This window comes from Mesorhizobium loti CJ3sym (genome assembly GCF_000472785.1).
GTDB lineage: Bacteria > Pseudomonadota > Alphaproteobacteria > Rhizobiales > Rhizobiaceae > Mesorhizobium > Mesorhizobium loti_E.
Window position 1 is genome coordinate 90,466 of record NZ_AXAL01000018.1, and the last position, 18,551, is coordinate 109,016.

17 protein-coding genes are annotated in these 18,551 nt (G+C 62.1%); 5 read left to right on the plus strand and 12 right to left on the minus strand.

Annotated features, from left to right (window positions below; genetic code table 11):
• Positions 1-19: 19 nt before the first annotated feature.
• Entirely contained in the window at positions 20-451 is a 432-nt protein-coding gene (gene irrA / locus A3A9_RS0123765; protein WP_027032996.1) for an iron response transcriptional regulator IrrA, read from the minus strand.
• Between the two features lie 243 nt (positions 452-694).
• Between irrA and fabA the strand changes: the two genes are divergently transcribed.
• From fabA to A3A9_RS0123785, 4 genes are all read left to right on the plus strand, one after another.
• Positions 695-1,213 (plus strand): 3-hydroxyacyl-[acyl-carrier-protein] dehydratase FabA, encoded by a 519-nt coding sequence (gene fabA, locus A3A9_RS0123770; RefSeq protein WP_027032995.1) that lies wholly within the window; start codon positions 695-697, stop codon positions 1,211-1,213.
• Between the two features lie 49 nt (positions 1,214-1,262).
• Complete coding sequence (fabB, locus tag A3A9_RS0123775; protein ID WP_027061019.1) at positions 1,263-2,483, plus strand: beta-ketoacyl-ACP synthase I; 1,221 nt, start codon at positions 1,263-1,265, stop codon at positions 2,481-2,483.
• A gap of 31 nt (positions 2,484-2,514) precedes the next feature.
• Positions 2,515-3,318 (plus strand): enoyl-ACP reductase FabI, encoded by an 804-nt coding sequence (gene fabI, locus A3A9_RS0123780; RefSeq protein ID WP_027061020.1) that lies wholly within the window; start codon positions 2,515-2,517, stop codon positions 3,316-3,318.
• A gap of 175 nt (positions 3,319-3,493) precedes the next feature.
• Positions 3,494-5,038 (plus strand): putative bifunctional diguanylate cyclase/phosphodiesterase, encoded by a 1,545-nt coding sequence (locus tag A3A9_RS0123785; RefSeq protein ID WP_027061021.1) that lies wholly within the window; start codon positions 3,494-3,496, stop codon positions 5,036-5,038.
• A gap of 4 nt (positions 5,039-5,042) precedes the next feature.
• Here A3A9_RS0123785 and A3A9_RS0123790 read toward each other — a convergent pair whose 3' ends face one another.
• From A3A9_RS0123790 to rimP, 10 genes are all read right to left on the minus strand, one after another.
• The gene (locus A3A9_RS0123790; protein WP_027061022.1) at positions 5,043-6,056 is read right to left on the minus strand and encodes a class I SAM-dependent methyltransferase; all 1,014 of its coding nucleotides are present in this window, start codon (positions 6,054-6,056) and stop codon (positions 5,043-5,045) included.
• Positions 6,057-6,125: 69 nt separating this feature from the next.
• Entirely contained in the window at positions 6,126-8,273 is a 2,148-nt protein-coding gene (pnp, locus tag A3A9_RS0123795) for a polyribonucleotide nucleotidyltransferase (protein WP_027061023.1), read from the minus strand.
• Between the two features lie 280 nt (positions 8,274-8,553).
• The gene (gene rpsO, locus A3A9_RS0123800) at positions 8,554-8,823 is read right to left on the minus strand and encodes a 30S ribosomal protein S15 (protein WP_006202929.1); all 270 of its coding nucleotides are present in this window, start codon (positions 8,821-8,823) and stop codon (positions 8,554-8,556) included.
• A gap of 182 nt (positions 8,824-9,005) precedes the next feature.
• Positions 9,006-10,100 carry a magnesium/cobalt transporter CorA gene (corA, locus tag A3A9_RS0123805; RefSeq protein WP_027061024.1) on the minus strand — a complete coding sequence of 365 codons (1,095 nt, stop codon included), beginning with the start codon at positions 10,098-10,100 and terminating at the stop codon, positions 9,006-9,008.
• Between the two features lie 43 nt (positions 10,101-10,143).
• Positions 10,144-11,121, minus strand: a complete 978-nt coding sequence (gene truB / locus A3A9_RS0123810; RefSeq protein WP_027061025.1) for a tRNA pseudouridine(55) synthase TruB — start codon at positions 11,119-11,121, stop codon at positions 10,144-10,146.
• Positions 11,121-11,555 carry a 30S ribosome-binding factor RbfA gene (rbfA, locus tag A3A9_RS0123815; protein WP_027061026.1) on the minus strand — a complete coding sequence of 145 codons (435 nt, stop codon included), beginning with the start codon at positions 11,553-11,555 and terminating at the stop codon, positions 11,121-11,123. The genes truB and rbfA overlap by 1 nt, the downstream gene beginning before the upstream one ends.
• A gap of 126 nt (positions 11,556-11,681) precedes the next feature.
• Complete coding sequence (gene infB, locus A3A9_RS0123820) at positions 11,682-14,258, minus strand: translation initiation factor IF-2 (RefSeq protein ID WP_027061027.1); 2,577 nt, start codon at positions 14,256-14,258, stop codon at positions 11,682-11,684.
• Positions 14,255-14,905 (minus strand): RNA-binding protein, encoded by a 651-nt coding sequence (locus A3A9_RS0123825; RefSeq protein ID WP_027032984.1) that lies wholly within the window; start codon positions 14,903-14,905, stop codon positions 14,255-14,257. Before A3A9_RS0123825 ends, infB begins: the two co-directional genes overlap by 4 nt.
• Before the next feature lie 38 nt (positions 14,906-14,943).
• Positions 14,944-16,539 carry a transcription termination factor NusA gene (gene nusA, locus A3A9_RS0123830; RefSeq protein WP_027061028.1) on the minus strand — a complete coding sequence of 532 codons (1,596 nt, stop codon included), beginning with the start codon at positions 16,537-16,539 and terminating at the stop codon, positions 14,944-14,946.
• A gap of 48 nt (positions 16,540-16,587) precedes the next feature.
• On the minus strand, positions 16,588-17,232 hold the full coding sequence (gene rimP, locus A3A9_RS0123835; RefSeq protein ID WP_027061029.1) for a ribosome maturation factor RimP: 645 nt from the start codon (positions 17,230-17,232) through the stop codon (positions 16,588-16,590).
• A gap of 350 nt (positions 17,233-17,582) precedes the next feature.
• On the opposite strand from rimP, the gene A3A9_RS45300 reads away from it, so the two are divergent.
• On the plus strand, positions 17,583-17,747 hold the full coding sequence (locus A3A9_RS45300; protein WP_080680922.1) for a hypothetical protein: 165 nt from the start codon (positions 17,583-17,585) through the stop codon (positions 17,745-17,747).
• A 92-nt stretch (positions 17,748-17,839) separates the two neighbouring features.
• On the opposite strand, the gene trmB is transcribed toward A3A9_RS45300, so the two are convergent.
• Positions 17,840-18,541: a tRNA (guanine(46)-N(7))-methyltransferase TrmB gene (trmB, locus tag A3A9_RS0123845; RefSeq protein WP_027061030.1), complete on the minus strand. Its 702-nt coding sequence runs from the start codon at positions 18,539-18,541 to the stop codon at positions 17,840-17,842.
• Positions 18,542-18,551 lie beyond the last annotated feature (10 nt).

Consider the following 18,551-nt stretch of genomic DNA (forward strand, 5'->3'; position numbering starts at 1 on the left):
ATTGTTCGGACTTCGCCGCTCATTCCTGGCGCTTGGGGCGCAGCCTTACCACGATGTCGACATTGGCGATTTCCATCCCCTCGGGCGGCTCCGGCAGGTTGGTGACCGTCACCGGACCACTGTCGATGTCGAAGATGCGATTTTCGCCTTCAATATAGAAATGGTGGTGGTCGGAGGTGTTGGTGTCGAAATAGGTCTTGGCACCCTCGACGGCGAGAATGCGCAGCAGCCCCGCCTGGGTGAACTGGTGAAGCGCGTTGTAGACCGTGGCCAGAGATACCGGCACCCCGGCGGCAACGGCCTCTTCGTGCAATTCCTCGGCCGAGAGATGGCGGTCGCCCTTGGCGAAAAGCAGGTCGGCCAGCGCGATACGCTGACGCGTCGGCCTCAGGCCGGCTTCACGTACCCGCTTGTCCACAGCGACATTTTCCTTCCGGCAGCCCCGGTCCATCTGGTCTTCCAAGCTCACAATCCCGCTTCAAGACACGCCCAGAATGGCAAAAAAATGAAACTCCGCCAAACATGGACCCCTATCGACATATATTCTGTCGTCCGAATGCGATCAATAGCGCGCATTGACCCGGGCAGACTGGCGGGTTAAGCGCAAGCGCCGGTTTCCGGCCTGAAACAGATTGTGTTAGGACACCAAGGACAAGGGCGCGCTACCGCCCGGGACGATATGGGGACGAGATTGATGGCGGGTTCGAAATCCAGCTACGACTACGAAGAATTGCTGGCCTGCGCCCGCGGCGAGCTGTTCGGAGAGGGCAATGCCCAGCTGCCCTACCCGCCGATGCTGATGTTTGACCGCATCACCGAGATCAGCGAGACGGGCGGCGCCTTCGACAAGGGCTTCATCCGCGCGGAATTCGATATCAAGCCGGACCTGTGGTTCTTTGCCTGCCATTTTATCGGCAATCCGATCATGCCAGGATGCCTTGGTCTGGACGCCTTGTGGCAATTGACCGGCTTCTATCTCGGCTGGCTCGGCGAACCCGGCAAGGGAATGGCGCTGTCGACCGGCGAGGTCAGGTTCAAGGGCATGGTCACGCCATCGGTCAAGAAGGTCGAGTATGGCGTGGATTTCAAGCGCGTGATGCGCGGCCGGCTGGTGCTGGGCATCGCCGATGGCTGGATGAAGGCGGATGGCGAGCCCATATATGCGGCGACTGACCTGAAGGTCGGTCTGTCCAAGCAGTCGGCGGTCGCTTGACCGCAGCCTTGGCCTGCCCACTGGCCAGCACCCCTGGAAGGAGTTGCGAATGAGACGTGTCGTAGTCACAGGCCTCGGCATCGTGTCGTCGATCGGCAACAATGCCAACGAGGTGCAGACCTCGCTGCATGACGCCAGATCCGGCATCAGCTTTTCCGATTCCTTTGCCGAGCACGGCTTCCGCTGCCAGGTCTGGGGCGCACCGACGCTCGACCCCTCCGCCATGATCGATCGCCGCGCGATGCGCTTCCTGTCACAAGGTGCTGCCTGGAACCACGTCGCCATGGACCAGGCGATCGCCGATGCGGGCCTCGGTGAAGGCGACGTCACCAATGAGCGCACCGGCATCGTCATGGGCTCGGGCGGCCCCTCCACCCGCACCATCGTCGAAGCCGCCGAAACCACCCTCAAAAACGGCAGCCCCAAGCGCATCGGCCCGTTCGCGGTGCCGAAGGCGATGTCGTCGACGGCGTCGGCGACGCTGGCCACATGGTTCAAGATCCACGGCGTCAACTATTCGATCTCATCGGCCTGCTCGACCTCGGCGCACTGCATCGGCAATGCCTATGAGTTGATCCAATGGGGCAAACAGGATGTGATGTTTGCTGGCGGTCACGAAGATCTCGACTGGACGATGTCGGACCTGTTCGACGCCATGGGTGCGATGTCGTCGAAGTATAACGACCGGGCATCGGCTGCTTCCCGTGCTTATGACATCAACCGCGACGGCTTCGTTATTGCCGGCGGAGCGGGCGTACTCATCCTGGAAGAACTCGAGCACGCCAAGGCTCGCGGTGCCAAGATCTACGCCGAGATCGTCGGCTACGGCGCGACCTCGGACGGTCATGACATGGTGGCGCCTTCCGGCGAAGGCGCGGTTCGCTGCATGCGCCAGGCGATGGCGACGGTTTCGACGCCTGTCGACTACATCAACACCCACGGCACCTCGACGCCGGTCGGTGATTCCAAGGAAATGGGCGCGATCCGCGAGGTGTTCGGCGAGAAGATGCCGTTCATCACCTCGACAAAATCGCTGACCGGCCATTCGCTGGGCGCGGCCGGCGTGCAGGAATCGATCTACTCGATCCTGATGATGCAAGGCGGCTTCATCGGCGAGAGCGCCCATATCGAGACGCTCGATCCTGAATTCGAAGGCATGCCGATCGTGCGCAAGCGCATCGACAACGCCAAGATCGACACCGTTTTGTCCAATTCGTTCGGTTTCGGTGGCACCAACGCAACGCTGATTTTCCAGCGCTATTCCGCATAAGGCCAGCGGTTTTCTAAAAGGATTGGCAGTCATGGACGGACTGATGAAGGGCAAGCGCGGGCTTGTCATGGGTGTAGCCAACGATCATTCGATCGCCTGGGGCATTGCCAGGAAATTGTCCGAGCATGGCGCGGAGCTCGCCTTCACCTATCAGGGCGAGGCCTTCGGCCGCCGGGTCAAGCCGCTCGCCGACAAGCTCGGCGCCTCGCTGGTCGTTCCCTGCGATGTCGAGGACAGCGCATCGGTGGCCGCGACGTTCGAGACGCTTGGCAAGGAATGGGGCGGACTGGACTTCGTCGTCCACGCCATCGGCTTTTCCGACAAGAACGAGTTGAAGGGCCTTTACGCCGACACCAGCCGGGACAACTTCGTCCGCACCATGGTGATCTCCTGCTACTCCTTCACCGAAGTGGCCCGCAATGCAGCGCCACTGATGACGGCGGGCGGCTCGATGATCACGCTGACCTATGCCGGTTCGGTCCGCGTCATGCCGAACTACAATGTCATGGGCGTCGCCAAGGCCGGCCTGGAGGCCAGCGTGCGCTACCTTGCCAACGACTACGGCCCGCGCGGCATCCGGGTGAACGGCATCTCGGCGGGACCGGTGCGCACGCTCGCCGGCGCCGGCATTTCGGACGCCCGCCACATGTTCTCCTACCAGCAGCGCAACTCGCCTCTGCGCCGCACGGTGACCATCGACGAGGTCGGTGGCTCGGCGCTTTACTTGCTGTCAGACCTTGCCTCCGGCGTCACCGGCGAAATCCACTATGTCGATTCCGGCTATCACATCGTCTCGATGCCGACGCTCGATGAGTTGAAGCAAACGGATGGCTAACGAGCACTGAAGCAGCTCAAGGCGACACGCTTTGGGCAACATGCATAGAGCCTGTTCGGAGATCTGGCTCTTTTCCAGTAGAAAAATAATCCCCTCCAGTAAAATTGGATGCATTCGCGGAAACTGATTTTAAGAAGATTTCCGCTATAGAGTCCCGCAGTCTGGGGACCTTTGAATGCCTGCCGTCAGCAACCCGAAGCGAACACCAGTGTTCCGACTGCTCACCATAGCAAGCTCGGGCATTGGCAGTTTCGTCCTCGGCATCTGGGGCCTGAAGTACGGTCTCGGCGATGAGTTTGCCGGCATATCGGTGGACATGATGGTCGCGATCATGGCCGCGCTTTGCGCGCTGGCGGCGTCGGTGGCGGCCATGTCCTTCTTCGCCGGCGTCGATGAATCGGCGGATTTCGTCTTCAACGAAACCCATTTCGACAAGCTGACGGGATTGCTGGCGCGCCCGGCGATGGTCGGCAAGATCGCCGAGGCGGCATGCGCGACAAGCCGGACCGGGGAACCGGTGTTCCTGATCGACATCGACATCGACCGGTTCAAGCACATCAATGACGCGATCGGATACAGCCAGGGCGACGAGCTGATCCGCGCCTTCACCAAGCGGCTGCAGAGCTGCGTGCCGCCGCGCGCCCTGATTGGACGCATTGGCGCCGGCGAGTTCGCCGTGCTGATTCCCGATCATCAGATCTCGGGAACGATGGAAAGCATGGTCGAGAGGCTCATCGACGAGATGATGGAGCCCTATGAACTCAGCAGCCATCAGCAATCGGTAGGTCTGTCCGTGGGTATCGTGGCCATGCCCAAGGATGGCGTCGATCCGGTCCTCATCTTGCGCCGCTCCAACCTGGCGCTGCAGAATGCGCGCGCCAGCGGGGTCGGCAACTGGTCGGTGTTCGACAGCGAGATGGGGCGCGTCGCCGATTATCGCCAATGGGTCGAATCCGAACTGCACACCGCGTTCGAACGCGGGGACTTCGACCTCCACTATCAGCCGCAGCTCGACCTGCCGACCGGCCGTATCGTCGGCTACGAAGCGCTGATCCGCTGGAACCATCCCGAACGCGGCATGATCCCGCCCATGGAATTCATCCAGATCGCCGAGGAAACCGGGATGATCAACCCGATCGGCGAATGGGTTCTGCGCAAGGCCTGCAGCGACGCCCGCCATTTGCCGGACGACTGCTTCGTCGCCGTCAACATCTCGCCGGTCCAGTTCATGACCAAGGATTTCGTCGGCATCGTGCGCGATACGATGCGGGCTACGGGCATCAAGCCATCACGGCTGGAGCTGGAGGTGACCGAAACGGCGATGATGCAGGATCGTGACCGCGCGGCCGCCATCCTGAAAGAGCTTGCCGACATGGGCATCTCGGTTGCCGTCGATGATTTCGGCACCGGCTATTCCAATCTGAGCTACCTGATCGATTTCTCGTTCGGCAAGTTGAAGATCGACCGTTCCTTCGTCAGCCGCATCGATACCGACTCCAGCTCTGGCGCCGTCGTCTCGACCATTGTCGGGCTTTCGCGGGCGTTGGGCGTCAGCATCATTGCCGAAGGCGTCGAGACGGAAAGCCAGGCGACATTGCTGCGGGCAGCCGGCTGTGAAGTAGTCCAGGGCTACCTGTTCGGCCGACCAGCACCGCTCAAGTTCAGCGCGAATGACGGGCACGCCACAGACGAGGTACGGCGCGTCGCCAATCTGCACTGAAAAATCACCGCCGCGCGACAAACACCTTGAACATGCCGTCGCGTGCGAGTTCCGCATGGCTGGCAAAGACGGCCGACAGCACGGGCTCGTAGGGAAGCTGGCGGTTGGCGACCATGAACAGCTTGCCACCAGGCTTCAACGCCTTGGCTGCCGCGCGGATCATGCCGGCGCCAATTTCCGGCTCGGCCGCACGGCTACGGTGAAAGGGCGGGTTCATAACGATGGCGTCATAGCGGCGCTCGACAGGCTCGGCGAGCAGATCAATCCAGAAAAAGCCCGGGACGGCGGCAGTATTGCCGATGTTGCCCTTTGCCGCTTCGAGCGAGGCAAAGTCCGCTTCGTAGAGGTCGAGCCCTGATATGCCGGAGGAGCGCGCGGCGACCTCGGCGGCCACATAGCCCCAGCCGGCGCAGAAATCGGCAATGTTGCCGCGCAGGTCGCCGGGCAGATTATCCACCAGAAGTTTCGAGCCCGCGTCGACTTTGTCGAAGGAAAACATGCCTGGCGCGGCGTGGAATCGGCCGTCCACCAGCAGGGCAGGATTGGCGGCTCGCAGTCTTTCCGCAGCCTCCAGATCGGCAGGCCGGCGAAGCCAGAAGGCGATGCCGTGATACTTCGGCAGATGGCCTTCAAGCGGCACCAACTCGTCGACGCGCTTGCGCAGGCTGGCAATGCCCTCATCCTTGCCACCGGCAACAACGATCGATCCGCCGGGGACCACGCGCTCGACGGCCTCCGCGATGCGCATTTCGTTTTGTCCACGATGGCGGCCAGCAAGCACCAGCGCCGCATCGAAACCGGCACCTTCCGCCAACGGCGTGATCGTCAGGCCAGACGCCTGCAAGGTGCGAAAATACGGCCTGAAGCCCTGGACGACATGCAGCGTCGCGGCAAAACCGTCGGGGACGCGGAAGCCGGGTTCAGCGCCGAGGAAGAGGACGCGCTCATCCTCTCGCGGCAGGGCGACTGCCTCGGCCTCGAACGGATGGAAAAGCGTCTTCAGGGCCTCGGCAGGCATTCCAATATCCCTCAAATGAAAGCGGGCGCGACATAAGTCGCGCCCGCTTCGATTACATTGTCAGATCGCTCAGGCGGCGTTTTCTTCGCCTTCGGTCTTCTTGTCGCGGGCCAGTTCCTTGCCGGTGGCCTGGTCGACGACCTTCATCGACAGGCGGACCTTGCCGCGCTCGTCGAAGCCCATCAGCTTGACCCAGACCTTGTCGCCTTCCTTGACGACGTCCGAGGTCTTGGCGACCCGGTCGTTGGCAAGCTGCGAGATGTGGACGAGGCCGTCACGCGGGCCGAAGAAGTTCACGAAGGCGCCGAAGTCGGCGGTCTTGACGACCGTGCCTTCGTAGATCTCGCCGACTTCCGGCTCGGCGACGATGGTGTGGATCCACTTCTTCGCCGCCTCGATCTCCTTGGCATTCGACGAAGCGATCTTGACCGTGCCGTCATCTTCGATGTTGATCTTGGCGCCAGTCTTCTCGACGATTTCACGGATAACCTTGCCGCCCGAGCCGATCACGTCGCGGATCTTGTCGGTCGGGATGTGCATGACCTCGATGCGCGGTGCGAACTCGCCGAGTTCCGAACGCGCGCCGGACAGCGCGTGACCCATTTCGCCCAGGATATGCAAGCGACCGTCCTTGGCCTGGCCAAGCGCGATCTTCATGATCTCCTCGGTGATGCCATCGATCTTGATGTCCATCTGCAGCGAGGTGATGCCGCCTTCAGTGCCGGCGACCTTGAAATCCATGTCGCCGAGGTGATCCTCGTCGCCAAGGATGTCGGAGAGCACGGCGAAGCGCTCGCCTTCCTTGATCAGGCCCATGGCGATGCCGGCAACCGGCTTGGCCAGCGGCACGCCAGCATCCATCAGCGCCAGCGAGGTGCCGCAGACAGTGGCCATCGACGACGAGCCGTTGGACTCGGTGATCTCCGAAACCACGCGCAGCGTGTAGGGGAACTGGTCAGCGGAGGGCAGCATCGGGCGGATAGCGCGCCAGGCGAGCTTGCCATGGCCGATTTCGCGGCGACCCGGCGAACCCATGCGGCCGGTCTCGCCGACGGAGTAGGGAGGGAAGTTGTAGTGGAGGAGGAACTTCTCCTTGTACATGCCGGTCAGCGAATCGACATACTGCTCGTCCTCACCGGTGCCGAGCGTGGCAACGACCAGCGCCTGGGTCTCGCCGCGAGTGAACAGCGCCGAGCCATGGGTGCGCGGCAGGACGCCGACTTCCGAGACGATCTTGCGAACCGTGCTCAGATCGCGACCATCGATGCGCGAGCCGGTGTCGAGGATGTTCCAGCGCACGACCTTGGCCTGCAGTTCCTTGAACACCGAGCCGATCTGTTCGGACGTGTACTTGGCGTCTTCGCCTTCGGCCGGGGCAAATGCAGCCTTGACCTTCGCCTTGACGGCGTCGACGGCGGCGTAACGCTTCTGCTTGTCGACATTCTTGTAGGCAGCGCTGAGTTCGTCGCCGACGATCTTCAGCATCTCGGCTTCAAGCGCGGAATAGTCCGGCGCGGTGAAGTCGCGCGGCTCCTTGGCGGCAACTTCGGCCAGCTTGATGATGGCGTCGATGACCGGCTGGAAGCCTCTGTGGCCGAACATGACGGCGCCGAGCATCAGCTCTTCGCCAAGTTCCTTGGCTTCGGACTCGACCATCAGCACGGCATCAGTGGTGCCGGCGACGACGAGGTCGAGCTTGGATTCCTGCATCTCATCGACATGCGGGTTGAGCACGTATTCGCCGTTGATGTAGCCGACGCGAGCGCCGCCGATCGGGCCCATGAACGGAACGCCGGAGAGCGTCAGGGCAGCCGAGGTGGCAACGATCGACAGGATGTCGGGATCATTTTCGAGATCGTGCTGGACGACGGTGACGACGATCTGCGTGTCGTTCTTGTAGCCTGCGGCGAAGAGCGGGCGGATCGGGCGGTCGATGAGGCGGGAAACCAGCGTTTCCTTTTCGCTCGGACGGCCTTCGCGCTTGAAGTAGCCACCCGGGATCTTGCCGGCGGCGTAGGTCTTTTCCTGGTAGTTTACGGTCAGCGGGAAGAAATCGAGGCCTGGCTTCGGCTCCTTCATCGAAACGACGGTGGCCAGAACCTTGGTCTCGCCGTAGGTCGCGAGCACCGCGCCGTCAGCCTGACGCGCGATCTTGCCGGTTTCCAGGATGAGCGGACGGCCGCCCCATTCGATTTCTACTTTGTGGTGATTGAACATGTCTTGTCCTTAATAAGCGGAAAGGGCCGCGCCGTTTCACGGTGCGCGGATGCCCTTTCCCTGGCTTCCTTTCTCGGGCAGCCACGGGCAAGACAACGGGAAGCTCGGGTAAATTTCGGCGCGGACTAAGCGCACGAGCGTCCTGCAATCCTGCCCCATGACCGTCCATGGGCGGTTTCGAGTGGCCCTCTGCACGCTCGAAACCGGGTCTGGCCAATCGATACGACTGGCAGAATGCGCGACCGGCGGGCTCTCCTGAGAAAGCCCGCCGGTCAATTCGTCAACGGCGCAGACCGAGCTTCTCGATCAACGTCTGGTAGCGCGCGTCATCCTTGCGCTTGAGATAATCAAGCAGGCTGCGGCGCTGGGAGACGAGAGCGAGCAGACCACGGCGGGAATGGTTATCCTTCTTGTGGTCCTTGAAGTGGTCGGTCAGGTTCTTGATGCGCTCGGAAAGGATGGCCACCTGGACTTCCGGAGACCCGGTATCGCCCTTGGCGGTTGCGAATTCACCCATCAATTCCTGTTTGCGCTCGGCAGTAATCGACATCGTGTTTTTCCTTATCTGTTTGAGGAAACGGGTCGCCCTCAGCCAGGATGTCGTCCAGCAGGGGCCGGTGCAAGCAAAGCGTCTTGGCGCTATGCTGCGGCGCATATAGGGCAATTCCCCAGAAAACACCAGCCCAATTCATAAAGCCGGCTTTTCAGCCTCAAACGCCAGACTTATCGCTGTCAAAGCCATTTCTTCCATTTGAAGAAGGCAATCAAGCCGACCGCGACAACAGCCATGAACAGCAGTGATGCCGGATAGCCATAGTAGGATCGCAACTCCGGCATGTTCCACGGCGAGGCGTCGGGACTGAAGTTCATGCCCCATACGCCGACCAGGAAGGTAAGCGGCATGAAAATCACCGAGACGATGGTCAGGTAGGAGATAACGTCGTTGGTGCGCGCCTGGCTCAGCGACAGATGCATCTCGATCAAGCCGGTCAGCATGTCGCGCTGGGTCTCGACCAGTTCGATCAGCCTCAACGTGTGGTCGAGTGTGTCGTTGAAGAAAATCTTGGTCTCAGCCTTCACATAAGGCACGTCGTTGCGGATCAGTGTCGCCACGGCATCGCGCATCGGCCATAGCACGCCCTTCAGCACATTGGCGTCGCGCCGCAATTCGTGCAGTTGCCGCATCTGATGCTTGTGTGTCGTGTTCAGCATCTGGTCCTCAATGTTGTCGACCAGGTCGCCGGCCACCTCGATCGGCGGAAAATAGCTGTCGACGATGGCATCGATCAGCGCGTAGGCGAGATAGTCGGCGCCGCGGGCTCGCAATCGGTTGGGCGCCGAACTCTCGATGCGCTTGCGCACGGGATCGAACGGATCTCCCTCACGTTCCTGGAAGGTAACGACGAAATTCTTGCCGAAGAACACGGCGATCTGTTCGTAGCGGTGGGCCGTGACGTCGTCGATCATGCGCATGACGACGAAGGCGTGGTCCTCGAAGAAATCGACCTTCGGCCGCTGGCCGGTGTTCACGACGTCTTCCAGAGCCAGCGGATGCAGGTTGAAAATCCGGCCGATCTCCTCGATCAGCTGGATGTTGGCGAGGCCAGTACAGTCCAGCCAGACGACGGGCCAGTTGTCGCAATGGGTATTGAGATCGTCGATGCTGGCATCGTTGATGGTCTTGAATTTCTCGGGCGAGATCAGCGTCAGCCTGAGCTCGCTACGACGCGCCGCCGGATCGGCGATGAGCGTGCCCGGCGAGGCACCGACCGGCGGCCGCCGCGTCTTCACCGGCGCCCGCTTTTTCACCGCCTCGGCCTTGACCATGTGCCCCTCGAGCGTAAATCGACTTGACGTTAGACGACAGCCATCACCCGGCAAAGACCCGCTTGGGCTTGAACATGCCTTGTTCGATCGCGCCGATGGCAACCAGCTTGCCGCGCGCCGTGGCGCAGGCTTCTTCCGCCTCCACGGGCGCATCGCGGCCGCGAATGATGACCGGGTTGCCGAGGCGGATCTTTGTCGCCGCATCGTCGCTGATGGCGATCTGGGGCAGGCAGTCTAGAGCCGCTGAGGTATCGACAAGAAGCGCATCGATGGCGCTGAAATCCACCGGCACTTCAATCGCATCAGCATCGTCGGCAGGCTCAGGCTCATCCTCACCTTGCACACCGAAGCGAGCCGCTTCCAATTCGGCGATGGTGACGAAATCTTCCGGCGTGAACGGTTCGACCTCGACCCGGCGCAATTCGCTGATGTGGCCAAAGCAGCCGAGGTCCCTGCCCAGGTCACGGGCCAGCGAGCGCACATAGGTGCCTTTGCCGCATTCGATCTCGAAAATCGTGTGACCGGCGTGGTGCTCGATGACATCCAGACGACCGATCTCGATCTCTCGCGCCGGTATGTCGACCGTCTCGCCTTCGCGGGCGAGGTCGTAGGCGCGTTCACCCGCAATCTTGATGGCCGAGAATTGCGGCGGCGTCTGCATGATGACGCCGGTGTATTTGGGCAGCAGCGCGCGCACCTCGGCTTCCGCCGGACGCAGGTCGGAGCTCTTCGTCACCGGCCCTTCGAGATCGTCGGTGGAACGCTCATCGCCCCAGGCAACCGTGAAACGATAGATCTTGGCGCCATCCTGCACGTAGGGCACGGTCTTGGTGGCTTCGCCCAGCGCAATCGGCAGCATGCCGGAGGCCAGCGGATCGAGCGTGCCGGCATGGCCGGCCTTTTCCGCCTGGAACAGCCATTTGATCTTGGAGACGGCTTCGGTAGAACCCATGCCAACCGGCTTATCGAGCACCACCCAGCCGGAGATCGGCCGGCCCTTCTTCTTGCCACGGCGCCCCATTATTCAGAGTCCTCGTCGTGCTTGGCCTTGTCGTCTATATGGTCGTCGGGACCCAGATCGCGTGCCACTTCGGGTGACTTCAAGAGGTCGTTGATCCTGGCGAAATTGTCGAACGAGGTGTCGAGCTTGAAGCGGAACTCCGGCATGAACTTCATTTGCCGCAGCGCGCCGGAGACACGACCGCGGATGAATTTCGCATGCTTGTTCAGAGCTTCGACCACCGCATCGGTATCCTTGGCGCCAAGCGGCGAGACGAACGCGGTAGCGACCCTCAGATCGGTGGACATACGCACTTCCGAGACCGAAATGACGGTATTCTCGATCAACGGATCGATGATTTCACCGCGCTGCAAGGTTTCGGAGAGCGCATGGCGCACCTGCTCGGCGACGCGCAGCATGCGCTGGGATGGGCTGGATGTGGTTGGACGGGGCATTTTTCTCAATCCTGAAAGCGTGAGGCGCGGGATAGGACCGTGCCGCATGTCTCGAACGGGTCATTCTCAACGAGCTTGGGGCGGCGGTCTTTCGACCACCGCCCGATACCGACAGACCACTCGAACTCAGAGCGTCCGGGTCACCATCTCGACGCGGAAGCACTCGATGACGTCGCCCACGCGCATGTCCTCGTAGTTCTGGAAGGCCATGCCGCACTCCTGGCCGCCGGGGACTTCCGAAACTTCGTCCTTGAAGCGCTTCAGGGTCTTCAGCGTGCCTTCGTGGATGACGACGTTGTCGCGGATCAGGCGTACGCCAGCACCGCGCTCGACCTTGCCTTCGGTGACACGGCAGCCGGCGATCTTGCCAACCTTGGTGATGTCGAAGATCTCGAGGATCTCGGCATTGCCGATGAAGGTCTCGCGACGCTCCGGCGACAGCAGGCCCGACAGAGCCGCTTTCACGTCATCCACGAGGTTGTAGATGATCGAATAATAGCGGATCTCGATGCCCGCTGCCACAGCAGCGGCACGCGCCTGAACGTTGGCACGGACGTTGAAGCCAATGATTGCCGCACCGGACGTTTCCGCCAGCGAGACGTCGCTTTCGGTGATGGCGCCGGCGCCGGCATGGACGATGCGCGCACGCACCTCGTCGGTGCCGAGCTTGTCAAGCGCGGCGTTGATCGCCTCGATCGAACCCTGCACGTCGCCCTTGATGACCAGCGGGAATTCCTTCAGCCCGCTCGTCTGCAACTGCGACATCATCTGTTCAAGCGAGCCGCGCTGGCCGGCATGCTTGGCCACCGCCTTCTCGCGTGCCAGACGCTGGCGGTACTCGGTGATTTCGCGGGCGCGGGCTTCGTTGTTGACCACGGCGAAGCGGTCACCAGCCTGCGGCGTGCCCTGAAGGCCGAGCACCTCGACCGGCATCGCCGGCGGCGCTTCCTTGATCTGCTCGCCGCGATCGTTGACCAGAGCGCGCACCCGACCCCACTCGTTGCCGGCGACAAGGATGTCGCCAGGCATCAAGGTGCCGGTCTGCACCAGCACCGTAGCAACAGGACCACGGCCCTTGTCGAGCTGCGCCTCGATGACGACACCCTCGGCGGTACGGTCCGGATTGGCCTTCAGGTCGAGGATTTCGGCCTGCAGCAGGATCGCCTCGAGCAGCTTGTCGAGATTGGTGCCCTTGGTTGCCGACACTTCGACGTCAAGCACTTCACCGCCCATGGATTCGACGAAGACTTCATGGCGCAGCAGTTCTGAGCGAACCTTCTGCGGATCGGCGTCATGCTTGTCGATCTTGTTGATCGCCACGATGATCGGAACGCCGGCCGCCTTGGCGTGGCTTATCGATTCGATCGTCTGCGGCATGACGCTGTCATCGGCCGCCACCACCAGAATGGCAATGTCGGTGGCCTGGGCGCCGCGGGCGCGCATCGCCGTGAAGGCGGCGTGGCCGGGCGTGTCGATGAAGGTGATCTTGTGACCGTTCTTCTCGACCTGATAGGCACCAATATGCTGGGTGATGCCGCCGGCTTCACCGGAGACGACATTGGCATTGCGGATCGCGTCGAGCAGCGAGGTCTTGCCGTGATCGACATGGCCCATGATCGTCACGACAGGAGGACGCGACACCAGGTCCTCGGTATTGTCGGCGATGTTGAACAGGCCTTCCTCGATGTCGGACTCGGCAACGCGGCGGACGGTATGGCCGAATTCGGTGGCAACCAGCTCGGCCGTGTCGGCGTCGATGACGTCGCCAGGCTTCAGGATCTGGCCCTGCTTCATGAAGTACTTGACCAGATCGACCGCACGCTCGGACATACGCTGCGCCAGTTCCTGGATGGTAATCGTCTCCGGCAGGATCACTTCGCGCATGACTTTCTCGCGCGGCTCATTGTGCATCGCGCGTTTGAATTTTTCCTGGCGACGACGCATCGACGACAGCGAGCGGGCGCGCGCATCCTCGTCGGAAAGCGCGGAATTCAGCGTCAGCTTGCCACGGCGGCGGTCTTCCTCGCTCTTGGTCGGCTTGGCCGGACGCGCCACTTCTGGCGTGACCAGGCGGCGCACCGGCGCACCGGCTACGGCCCGCTTCGGCTTGACCTCTTCCTCGTCATCGGCGGTTGCCAATTCAGCGGCTTGCGGCGCGCGGCGGCGCGCCTCTTCCTCGGCGCGGCGGCGGGATTCGGCCTCGGTCTGCAACCGTGCCTCTTCCTCGGCCTGGCGGCGCGCGGAGTCCTCGCGTTCGCGCTTGCGGCGCTCCTCATCATCGGCGCGGCGCTTGGCATCTTCGGCGGCGCGCTGGCGGTCTTCGACCTCGCGGACCTTCGAGCCCTCAAGCGCCCTGCGGCGCGCTTCCATTTCGCTGCGCGACAGTTCGTTCAGCACCATACCGCCGCGTTCGACCGGGGCTGGTGGTGGCGGGGGAGGAGGTGGCGCCTTTGGCGCTTCCTGTACGACAGGCGCGGCCACAACCACCGGCTTCGGTGTGAAGACGGGAGCGGCAACCGGCTCCGGCTTGTCGCCGGGCATCGAAAATTTGCGCTTCTTGGTTTCGACGACGACCTGCTTGGTGCGGCCGTGCGAGAAATTCTGACGCACAGTGCCCTGCTCCATGCCGGGGCGCTTCAGCGTCAAGGTCTTCTTCGGCGTCACACTCAGCGTATTGTCGTCACCCGATTTCGTATCGCTCATTCCATATCCTCTGCGGCATCATCTTCGTCAGCAACAGCCGCAAGCATTGCCAGATCGTCCGGGGTACCGCCCCGATATCGGTCGAGCGCAACCATGCGCTTCTGGACCGCCTTGCCCGCGTCTCCCGCGAGAACGGCAGCATGTATCACATTTGTGCCCCCCAATGCCAAGCTCAACTCGGCCTCGGAGAAAAGTTTGTAGGCAAGGATGGAAGGGCCGCCAAGATGGACGGTCGCCCGCCGCGCCTGGCTGATCTTGCGCACGCCATCGTCGGATGCTTCGGTCGCGTGGAGCACGAAAAGCGCCAACCCGCCGCGTACCGCGCTCTCTACCTTGGTGGCACCAAGCGAAATCGCGCCTGCCTTGCGGGCAAGGCCCAACATGCCCAGAGCGTATCTGGAAAGCAGCCCGTCAACCATGCCGCCAAGATCGGGCGGCACGACCACCTGTGCCTTGAAGGCGCGGGCAAAAAGGTTCTTGGCCGCCGCCTTGTCGATATGTAGGCGGTCGGCGCTCACCCAGCAACCACGGCCGGGCAGATTTCTCTTGAGATCGGGAACGACGGCCGAATCCGGGCCGACGACGAACCGGATCAATTCATCCGGTTCGGCCTGCTTGCGTGTAACGATGCAGGTGCGATCGTTCATCTCGTCCTGGGGCGGGTTCGGTGCGATGCGGTTTCACCTCACGCACCGACGGCTTCGTCAGCCGACACTTCTTCGGCCGCAAGCTCGTCTTCGGTGATCCAGCCGGCCTTGAGGCGGGCAGCCAGAACCATTTGCTCGGCATCGGCGCGCGCGACGCCGTGGCTGGCCAGGACGCCCGGATAAACTTTTGTCTCGCCGTCCTTGCGTTCCTTCCAGCCGGTCAGGTCATCGGCGGCATAGCCGGCGAAATCCTCGATGGTCTTTACGCCGTCCTCGCCGAGCGTCACCAGCATGGCGGTGGTGATGCCGGGGATTTCGCGCAGCTCGTCTGCGACGCCGAGCGCCTTGCGCTTCTCGTCGTGCTCGGCCTCGATCTTCTCCAGATATTCGCGGGCGCGGGTCTGGATTTCGGAAGCGGTGTCTTCGTCGAAGCCGTCGATCGAGGCGATCTCACTGGAGTCGACATAGGCGACTTCCTCAACGCTGGTGAAGCCTTCGGAGGCCAGCACCTGGCCGACCATCTCGTCGACGTCGAGGGCTTCCATGAACAGCGACGAACGCTCGACGAATTCCTTCTGGCGGCGCTCGGACTCCTCGGCCTCGGTCAGGATGTCGATGTCCCAGCCGGTCAGCTGCGAGGCGAGACGCACGTTCTGGCCGCGACGGCCGATGGCCAGCGACAGCTGATCGTCGGGAACCACGACTTCGATGCGCTCGGCGTCTTCGTCGAGCACGACCTTGGCGACTTCCGCCGGCTGCAGCGCATTGACGATGAACGACGCTGCCGAAGGCGACCACGGAATGATGTCGATCTTCTCGCCCTGCAATTCACCGACGACGGCCTGGACGCGGCTGCCGCGCATACCGACGCAGGCGCCGACCGGATCGATCGACGAGTCACGCGAGATGACGGCGATCTTGGCACGCGAGCCCGGATCGCGGGCGACGGCCTTGATCTCGATGATGCCGTCATAGATCTCCGGCACTTCCATGGTGAAGAGCTTGGCCATGAACTGCGGATGGGTACGCGACAGGAATATCTGCGGGCCGCGCTGCTCGCGGCGCACGTCGTAGACATAGGCGCGGACGCGGTCGCCATACTTGTAATTTTCGCGCGGGATCAACTCGTCGCGGCGGATGATCGCCTCGCCACGGCCGAGATCGACGATCACGTTGCCATATTCGACACGCTTGACGGTGCCGTTGACGATCTCGCCGATGCGGTCCTTGTACTCGTCATACTGGCGGTCGCGCTCGGCCTCGCGCACCTTCTGCACGATGACCTGCTTGGCCGACTGGGCGGCGATGCGGCCGAAATCCATCGGCGGCAGCTGTTCGGCGATAAAGTCGCCGAGCTGGGCGTCGGGATTGCGCTCGCGGGCCGAGGAGATGGCGATCTGCGTGGCATAGTCGTCGACCTTTTCGACCACTTCCATCAGCCGCTGCAGCTTCATCTCGCCGGTGTTGGGATTGATGTCGGCGCGGATGTTGGTCTCCTGGCCGTACCGCGAGCGCGCCGCCTTCTGGATCGCATCGGCCATGGCGGCGATGACGATCGACTTGTCGATCGACTTTTCACGCGCGACCGCGTCGGCAATCTGCAGCAGTTCAAGTCTGTTGGCGCTAACAACCATCTTATTTCTCCCGAGCTTGTTGCCGAGCTTTTACGCCCGGCGGCTCAATCATAGTTCCTGTTCGATTTCGTCTTCCGCGCCGCCCTCAGCACCCTCGGGTGCATCATCAGGCTCGCCGCGGCGTTTCTTGGCTTCCTTGCGTTCCCGGTTGTCCTTCGACAGGGCCTCACGGATGAGGTCGTCGGTCAGGATCAGCCGCACATCGGCGATCGCGTCATAGGGAACGCGCACCGTCGGCTCCTCGCCATAGGCCGCCTTGTCGCGCTCGATCAGCACGTCGTCCTCGCCGGCCTCGGCAATCTTGCCCTTGAAGCGCTTGCGGTCGGCGACAACGATCGATGTTTCCATCTTTACCAAATGACCGGTCCAGGTCACGAAATCCGATTTGCGGACCAGCGGCCGGTCGATACCGGGCGAAGAGACTTCGAGGTGATAGGCCTTTTCGATCGGGTCATCGACGTCGAGCGCCGGTGACACCGCGCGGCTGACCTCTTCGCAATCCTCGACGGTCATGGTGCCGTCCTCACGTTCAGCCATGATCTGCAGCGTCAGCCCGTTCTGGCCGGACAGATGCACGCGCACGAGGCGAAAGCCGATGCCGCGCAGCACCGGCTGGACGATCAGCGCAATGCGTGCATCGATGCCGCTTTCGCGGATGATGCGGTCGTCACCTTCGCTTGCCGTTGCAGTCATCAATTGCCTGTCGTTCGTTTCGCAACGTTCTTTAGTTTGCGCATCGGAACCATCCGAAAACCGCTTCGCACTTTTCGGTCCGATGCACCCGGCAGGTAACAAAAAAGAGCGGGACCGGGTGGACCCACTCTTCGTCATACCGACCAAGAATTTGAGGATGATATAAACGAACACGGCCTGTGTTTCAAGCCCGCCGTGGCGGGCCGGCAAAAGCCCTGACAGCTTCAGCATTGCTCCAGGCGCATGGCCCCCATGCGGCAATCCCCCTGTGAGAGCCTGCAGAGCGCTCTTATTTGTTAGCCACGACACGAACAGAAAGAACGCGCGGTGGCGCGCGAAAGGACAAGATCATGAGCAACCGCAGAATATTTTCCGCCCTGGGCGATCTCTTCACCACATTCGGCAGCGCCGTCGCCGCATCGCGCGCCGTGGAAGCCGGCCGCAAGCCACGCGCGGACGATTTGCGCACGCTCGGCATGGATCCGGCCATCTTCAACAGGATCGGCCGTTTCTGAAAATCCGGCGATAGGTGCCGTAGACTCTTTGTTTTGACGCAATTCCGGACGGAAAACCGTTACACACTTTTCCTGGAATTGCTTCAGGGCGCCTATTTCCTGATAAAGGTAAGATAGGCTGGCCTGCGGCCCTCACGAATGGCTTTCGCCTCGTAACGCGTGCCCGGCCAGCCATCGTAAGGGCGATGCCAGTCGGCCGCTTCCGCTGCATGCCATGCGAAAGCGCCATGTGCCCGGCAATGCAGCAAGGTCCAGTTCACATACGTGTCGATATCGGACGCGAAGCGGAATCTTGAGCCCGGCTTGAGGACGCGCGCGAAACGGTCGAGATTGACCGGGCCGACGAAACGCCGCTTCCAGTGCTTCTTCTTCGGCCAGGGATCCGGGTAGAGAAGATCAATGCCATCGAGCGAGGCTTGCGGCAGCCAGTCGAGCAATTGCGTGGCATCGTCATCAAAGACACGCAAATTGGCCAGCGGCCTTTGCCGCACCGCCATCATCATCTTGGCCATGCCATTGACGAAGGGCTCGACGCCGATGAAGCCGGTTGTCGGTGCTTCGAGCGCGCGGTGCAGAAGATGCTCGCCGCCACCAAAGCCGATCTCGAGCCTGACTGCCGAAACGTCAATTTCAAACAGAGTGCGCAGATCGGGCGGCGCTTCAGCCTTCAGATCGAGGCCATAGGCGCCGAGGCCGCTTTCCAACGCCGCCGCCTGCTGCGGACGCACCGGCTTGCCACGCCGACGACCGAAGAAGGCTTCGGTCGCACGGCTTGGCCTGTCTTGCGGGCTCATCGGGTGGAGC